This window comes from Streptomyces sp. NPDC023723 (assembly GCF_040639815.1).
GTDB lineage: Bacteria > Actinomycetota > Actinomycetes > Streptomycetales > Streptomycetaceae > Streptomyces.
This window is the reverse complement of sequence record NZ_JBFAAP010000005.1, coordinates 16,424-22,151: the sequence shown is the minus strand read 5'-3', so window position 1 is coordinate 22,151 and position 5,728 is coordinate 16,424. Positions and strand designations below refer to the sequence as shown.

Sequence of the window (5,728 nt, the reverse complement as noted above, 5' to 3'; positions counted from 1 at the left end):
CGCAGGGTCTCCACTGGCTGATTCGAGAGGCTTCCACGGCAGCGGCGGGCGGCACGCCCCGGCACCTCGCGCCGGGGCGTGTCGGGACACAGTGCCCGGCCCCGGCGGTCGGTCGCGCGGGGCGGAGCGCTGCGTCGTGAGAGCGTGCGGGTCGGAGCCCGTAGGGCCCTGAGCGGGGGCCTAGGCGGGGCCCTGGCGGTCCTGCGGGGGCGGGCCTCCGTTCGGGCCTCCGTTCGGGCCTCCACGACGGAAGCGGGGTCCGCCTCGCGGGCCGCCGGGGCCCTGCCTCGGTACCGGTCCCGGACCGCCGCCCGGCACTGGTCCCGGGCCCATGCCCGGCATCGGTCCCTGCGGCATTCCGGGTACCGGATGCGGTCCCGGTCCCATGCCGGGTATCGGACCGCCGACGTGCACCGGACCTCCCGGACCTCCCGGGCCTCCCGGACCCTGAGGTCCACCCGGTCCACCCGGTCCGCCCGGACCTCCCGGTCCACCCGGACCGACGTGGCCGGCGAATTCGACCGGTTCGGCCGGCCGGGTGGGCTCGTCCCGTTCGGGAGCGGAGCCGTTCTTCGACTGCCCCGCGAACTGGGTGCGGTACAGCTCGGCGTAGAGACCGCCCGCGGCGAGCAGTTCCTCGTGCGTGCCGCTCTCCTGGACCTGTCCCTCGTCGATGACAAGGATCTGGTCGGCGTCGCGGATGGTGGACAGCCGGTGGGCGATGACCAGGGATGTCCGGCCCTTCAGCGCGGTGCGCAGGGCGAGCTGGACGGCTGCCTCCGACTCGGAGTCGAGGTGGGCGGTGGCCTCGTCGAGCACGACGACGGGCGGGGCCTTGAGCAGCAGCCGGGCCATCGCGATCCGTTGCTTCTCGCCGCCGGAGAGCCGGTAGCCGCGGTCTCCGACCACCGTGTCGAAGCCGTCGGGCAGCGACTCGACGAGGTCCCAGATCTGGGCGGCCCGGCAGGCGTCGATCAGGTCCTGCTCAACGGCGTCCGGGCGGGCGTACATGAGGTTCTGGCGGATCGTCGTGTGGAAGAGGTGGGCGTCCTGGGTGACCATGCCGACGGTGTCGAGCAGGGACTCCAGGGTGACGTCCCGCAGGTCCTGGCCGCCGATCCGGACGGTTCCCTCGACCGGGTCGTACAGCCGCGGGACCAGGTGGGTGATGGTCGTCTTGCCCGCGCCGGAGCGGCCGACCAGCGCGGTGAGTTTCCCGGCCGGTGCGGTGAAGCTAAGGTTGCGCAGCGTCCAGGCGTCGCCCGCGCGTTCGGGCATCGGCAGGGCGATCGATTCGAGTGAGGCCAGGGAGACGTCGGCCGCGTTCGGGTAGCGGAACCACACGTTGTCGAACTCGATGTCCGTGGCCGTGCCGATCGGTGCCGCGCCCGGCTTCTCCGCGATGAGCGGTTCGAGGTCCAGCACCTCGAACAGCCGGTCGAAGCTGACCAGGGTGTTCATCACGTCCGCCTGGGCGTTGGACAGCTGGCCGATCGGCTGCATGAGGCGGGTCAGGAGGGTGGCCAGGGCCACCAGGGTGCCCAGTTGGATCGTGGCCTCGATGACCAGGTGGCCGCCGACTCCGTACACCGCGGCGGTGGCGAGTGAGCTGACCAGCATGGTGGACAGGAAGAGCAGCTTCATGTGGACGGAGGTGCGGACACCTACGTCGCGGCTGCGGTCCGCCAGTCCGGAGAACTCGGCGGATTCGCGGTCGGGCCGGCCGTAGAGCTTCGCGAGCAGCGCGCCGGTGACGTTAAACCGCTCATGCATCATCGAGCCCATTTCGGCGTTGATCTGCATGTGCCGGCGCATGAGGCGCTGCATCCGCCGTCCGATGATCCTGCCGGGCAGGATGAAGAACGGGGCGAGCAGCAGCGAGACGAGCGTGATGAGCCACGACAGGTAGACCATCGTGACCAGGACGAACGTCAGTGTGAGTGCGGCGGAGACGACGGTGGAGAGCAGGGAGGTGAGTGCCGCCTGTGCTCCCATCACGTCGGTGTTCAGCCGGCTGACGAGGGCTCCGGTCTGGGCGCGGGTGAAGAACGCCAGCGGCTGGCGCTGGACGTGGTCGAACACCTCGGTGCGCAGGTCGTAGATGAGGCCCTCGCTGACGCGGGCGGAGAGCCATGCCTCCACGAGTCCGAGGAGTCCGGCCACCACCGACAGTGCGGCCACCGCCACGGCTATCCATACGACGACGGAGGTGTCGCCCTTCATGATGCCGTTGTCGATGAGGTATTTGAACAGCAGTGGAATGGCCACCGCACTGCCCGCGTTCAGCGTCGTGGCGGCCAGCAGGATTCCGATGCGGCGGCGGTGCCGCTTGGCGTACGGGATGATTCGCTTTGCCGTGCCGGGCCTTACGTCCTGCTTGGAAAGGGAGGGGTCAGGTCCGTCCCCCCGTACGATCACCGGTCCTGGGCCACCCATCATGGCCACAGCTACCACCTCTGTCCCGTTGTCTCGCCCGACGGCCTTCGGTCAGTTCACGGCTTGGGCGGCGGCCATCCGGTCGGCGAGGCTCTTCGGGCGCATGTCCGTCCAGTTCTTCTCGATGTACGAAATGCACGCCGCCCGGGTGTCCTCGCCGAACACGGCTTTCCAGCCGTCCGGCACCTCGGCGAATGCGGGCCAGAGAGAATGCTGGTTCTCGTCATTGACGAGAACGAGGAAGGACGCGTTTTCATCGTCGAAAGGATTCACTGTGACCACTCCCGTCAGTGGGGTTCACCGAGTGCGTTTCCCACGATAGTGAGCCCCTTCCGGGGCGACAAGCGACGGAATTGCGGGCCGGCGTCCAACCATTCATTATCGGCACTTGGACACGTGCGGCGACGATTTACCGCAGGAGGATGTGCGTTGTTCCGCCGGCCTGACGGCGCTCGGGGAAGAGGATGTCCACGACGAGTCCGCCGTCGGTGCCGGCGCGGGCGGTGAGTTCGGCCCCGTGGGCGTCGACGATGGAGCGGACGATGGACAGGCCGAGGCCGTGGTGGCCGTCGTCCGCGCTGCGGCTGAGCCGCTGGAAGGGGTGGAAGAGCCGGTCGACCTGGTCGTCGGGGACGCGTTGCCCGGTGTTGGTCGCGGTCAGGAAGGCGCGTCCGGCGCGGGTGCCGACGGTGAGCTGCACCCGGCCGGCCGGGACGTTGTAGGACAGGGCGTTGTCGAGCAGGTTGGCCACCAGTCGTCCGACGAGCACCGGGTCGCCTTCGAGGGAGGCCGGCGCGATACGGGCGTCGAGCCGCAGCCCGCGTCTGCCGGCCGCCGGGCGGACGGCGTCCACGGCCTCGTCGGCGAGGTCCGCGAGGTCCACCGGTTCCGGCCGGTCCAGGCCGCGTTCGCTGGTGGACAGGAAGAGCAGCGCCTCCAGCAGGCGTCCCTGCTGTTTGCTGATGGTCAGCAGGCGTTCGAAGTTCGTCCGGAAGGTGTCGACGGTGGGGTCCCGGTCGATGAGGGACTCCTCCAGCAGCGCGTGTTCCAGCGTCAGCGGGGTGCGCAGTTCGTGCGCGGCGTTGGCGACGAACCGTTTGTGGGAGTCGAGCGTGGTCTCCAGCCGGCCGAGGAGTCCGTCCACCGTGTCGGCGAGGTCCTTCAGTTCGTCGCGGGGGCCTTCGACGGCCAGCCGTTCGTGCACGTTGCGGGCGGTGATCCGCTGGATGGTGGTGGTCATGGAGCGCAGCGGGCGCAGCACGCGTCCGGCGACCACCCAGCCCAGCCAGATGGAGATGACGGAGGTGATGGCCAGGGCGATCACCGCGTTGAACATGAGGTTGTCGATCATCTCCTGGTGGGTGTGCTGTGCCTGCTCGTTCAGTGCCTCGGCCTGTTGGTCGATGTCTCCCGGGCCGCCGCCGGCGGCGGCCCCGGCACCGTCCACGCCGATCGAGCGGTGGATCCGCGGTGGCCGGTCGGCGCCGGGTGAGGCCTGGACGCCGTCGATCAGGACCAGGCTGGTGGTGGTGCCCGCGACCAGCAGGTAGGTGACGGTGAGGAGCACCGCGCCGGAGAGGACGAACAGCCCTCCGTAGAGCAGCGTGAGACGCATGCGCACCCGGCGCGGTTTCAGCAGTGCGGCGACCCTGGCGCGGTCGAGGAAGTCTGCGGAGCGCGGGAACGGCCGCACGGGCACCTCAAATCCGGTACCCGCCGCGGGGCACCGTCTCGATCACGGGCGGGGAACCGAGTTTGGACCGCAGGCGGTTGATGGTGGTCTTCACCGTGTTGGTGAAGGGGTCCGTGGCTTCGTCCCACACCCGTTCGAGGAGTTCCTCGGTGGGGACCGGCCTGCCCTGGGCGGCCAGCAGGTATTCCAGGACCGCCAGTTCCTTGGGGTTGAGCGGCAGTCGCTCGCCGGCCCGGCTGGCGGTCCGCTTCGCCGGGTCGAGGCGCAGGTCGCCGTGGACCAGGACGGGCGCCAGTGCCCGCTGCGGGCGGCGGCCGATGGCCCGGATCCGGGCGATCAGCTCCGGGTAGGCGAACGGCTTGGGGAGGTAGTCGTCGGCTCCGAGGTTGAGCCCCTCGACCCGTTCGGCCATGGTGCCGGACGCGGTGAGCATCAGTACGCGTGGCTGGACCGGTTGTTCGGCCAGGGTGCCGCACACCTCGTCGCCGTGGATGCCGGGCAGGTCCCGGTCGAGCACGATCACGTCGTAGTCGACGACCGAGGTGCTCTCCAGGGCGCGTTCCCCGTCGTGGACGACGTCGACGGCCATGCCCTCGCGGCGCAGCACGCGTGCCACCGAGTCCGCCAGCACGGCATGGTCCTCGACCACCAGTACTCTCATCGTCCACCCCTCGCGAAGAACTCTGCCGACCGCGACTCTCGCCCTGAGACTGTGACCCTGGCACCCGGCCCGACAACTGGCCCTTGAGTCCCGGGAGTTGTGCGCAAAAGGTCAGGGTATGCCGCAGTGCTCAGTTCCGCGCGAAGAACGCGGTGATGATCTCGTTGACGGCGTCGGGTCTTTCGAGGCAGCCGTAATGGCCACAGCCCGGTATTTCCGCGTAGGCGGCCCCGGGTATGTGCTGGGCGAGTTCCCGTACCAGTGCGGGGCGGGCGACGAGGTCGTCCCGGAAGCCGATGACCTGGCAGGGCACGGTGATCCGGCGGTAGGCGGGCAGCCGGTCGCCGATCAGCTGGAGGCCGAGCTGGCCGCGGACCGCGGCGGGCGAGGCGGGGGACAGTTCGAGGACGGACAGCCAGTCCTGGAGTTGTTCCTCGTCGTTGAGGGTGTCCGGGGAGAGGTTCTGGAGGGCCTGCACATAGGCGGCGTACCGCGGCGGGAGGGTGATCCCGCTGTCCGCGAGGGCGAGGTCGGCGGCGGACATGGCGGTGATCAGCGCGTCCGCGCGTCCGCAGGAGGCGATGAGCACCGCCTGGCGGACCAGGTCGGGCCGGGCCAGGAGCAGTTCCTGCACGATGATCCCGCCGAGGGAGAAGCCGACGACCCGGCACGGGCCGGCGTCCAGGTGGCTGATGAGCGCGGCGACGTCGGCCGCCATGTCGTCGAGGGTGAACCCCTCTTCGCACAGGTCGGTCGGCGGGATGCCGCGGTTGTCGACGGTGACGACGCGGTAGCCGGCGGCTTTCAGGGCGGGCACCTGGTGGGCGCGCCAGATCCGGCCGGGGGCCGCGGTCCCGGTGACCATGACCACGGGCTCGCCCGAGCCGTGGTCGTCGTAGCCGAGGTTGATTCCGTTGACGTGTACCACCGGCATCGGG

General features: G+C 70.0%; 5 protein-coding genes. All 5 read right to left on the bottom strand.

Going from position 1 to position 5,728, the window contains the following annotated elements:
- Positions 1–180: 180 nt before the first annotated feature.
- Entirely contained in the window at positions 181–2,439 is a 2,259-nt protein-coding gene (locus tag AB0G32_RS08455; protein ID WP_361160534.1) for an ABC transporter ATP-binding protein, read from the bottom strand.
- Positions 2,440–2,487: 48 nt separating this feature from the next.
- A complete protein-coding gene (locus tag AB0G32_RS08450; RefSeq protein ID WP_361160023.1) occupies positions 2,488–2,709 on the bottom strand; it encodes an MbtH family protein in 222 nt (73 codons plus the stop codon).
- Positions 2,710–2,845: 136 nt separating this feature from the next.
- Positions 2,846–4,135 (bottom strand): ATP-binding protein, encoded by a 1,290-nt coding sequence (locus tag AB0G32_RS08445; RefSeq protein WP_361160020.1) that lies wholly within the window; start codon positions 4,133–4,135, stop codon positions 2,846–2,848.
- A gap of 1 nt (position 4,136) precedes the next feature.
- A complete protein-coding gene (locus AB0G32_RS08440) occupies positions 4,137–4,790 on the bottom strand; it encodes a response regulator transcription factor (protein WP_361160017.1) in 654 nt (217 codons plus the stop codon).
- A 130-nt stretch (positions 4,791–4,920) separates the two neighbouring features.
- Positions 4,921–5,724, bottom strand: a complete 804-nt coding sequence (locus AB0G32_RS08435; protein ID WP_361160014.1) for an alpha/beta fold hydrolase — start codon at positions 5,722–5,724, stop codon at positions 4,921–4,923.
- Positions 5,725–5,728 lie beyond the last annotated feature (4 nt).

Bases quoted from the DNA above. Each gene is read 5' to 3' on its own strand.
- AB0G32_RS08455 (WP_361160534.1), bottom strand. From the start codon at position 2,439: ATGATGGGTGGCCCAGGACCGGTGATCGTACGGGGGGACGGACCTGAC.
- AB0G32_RS08440 (WP_361160017.1), bottom strand. From the start codon at position 4,790: ATGAGAGTACTGGTGGTCGAGGACCATGCCGTGCTGGCGGACTCGGTG.
- AB0G32_RS08435 (WP_361160014.1), bottom strand. From the start codon at position 5,724: ATGCCGGTGGTACACGTCAACGGAATCAACCTCGGCTACGACGACCAC.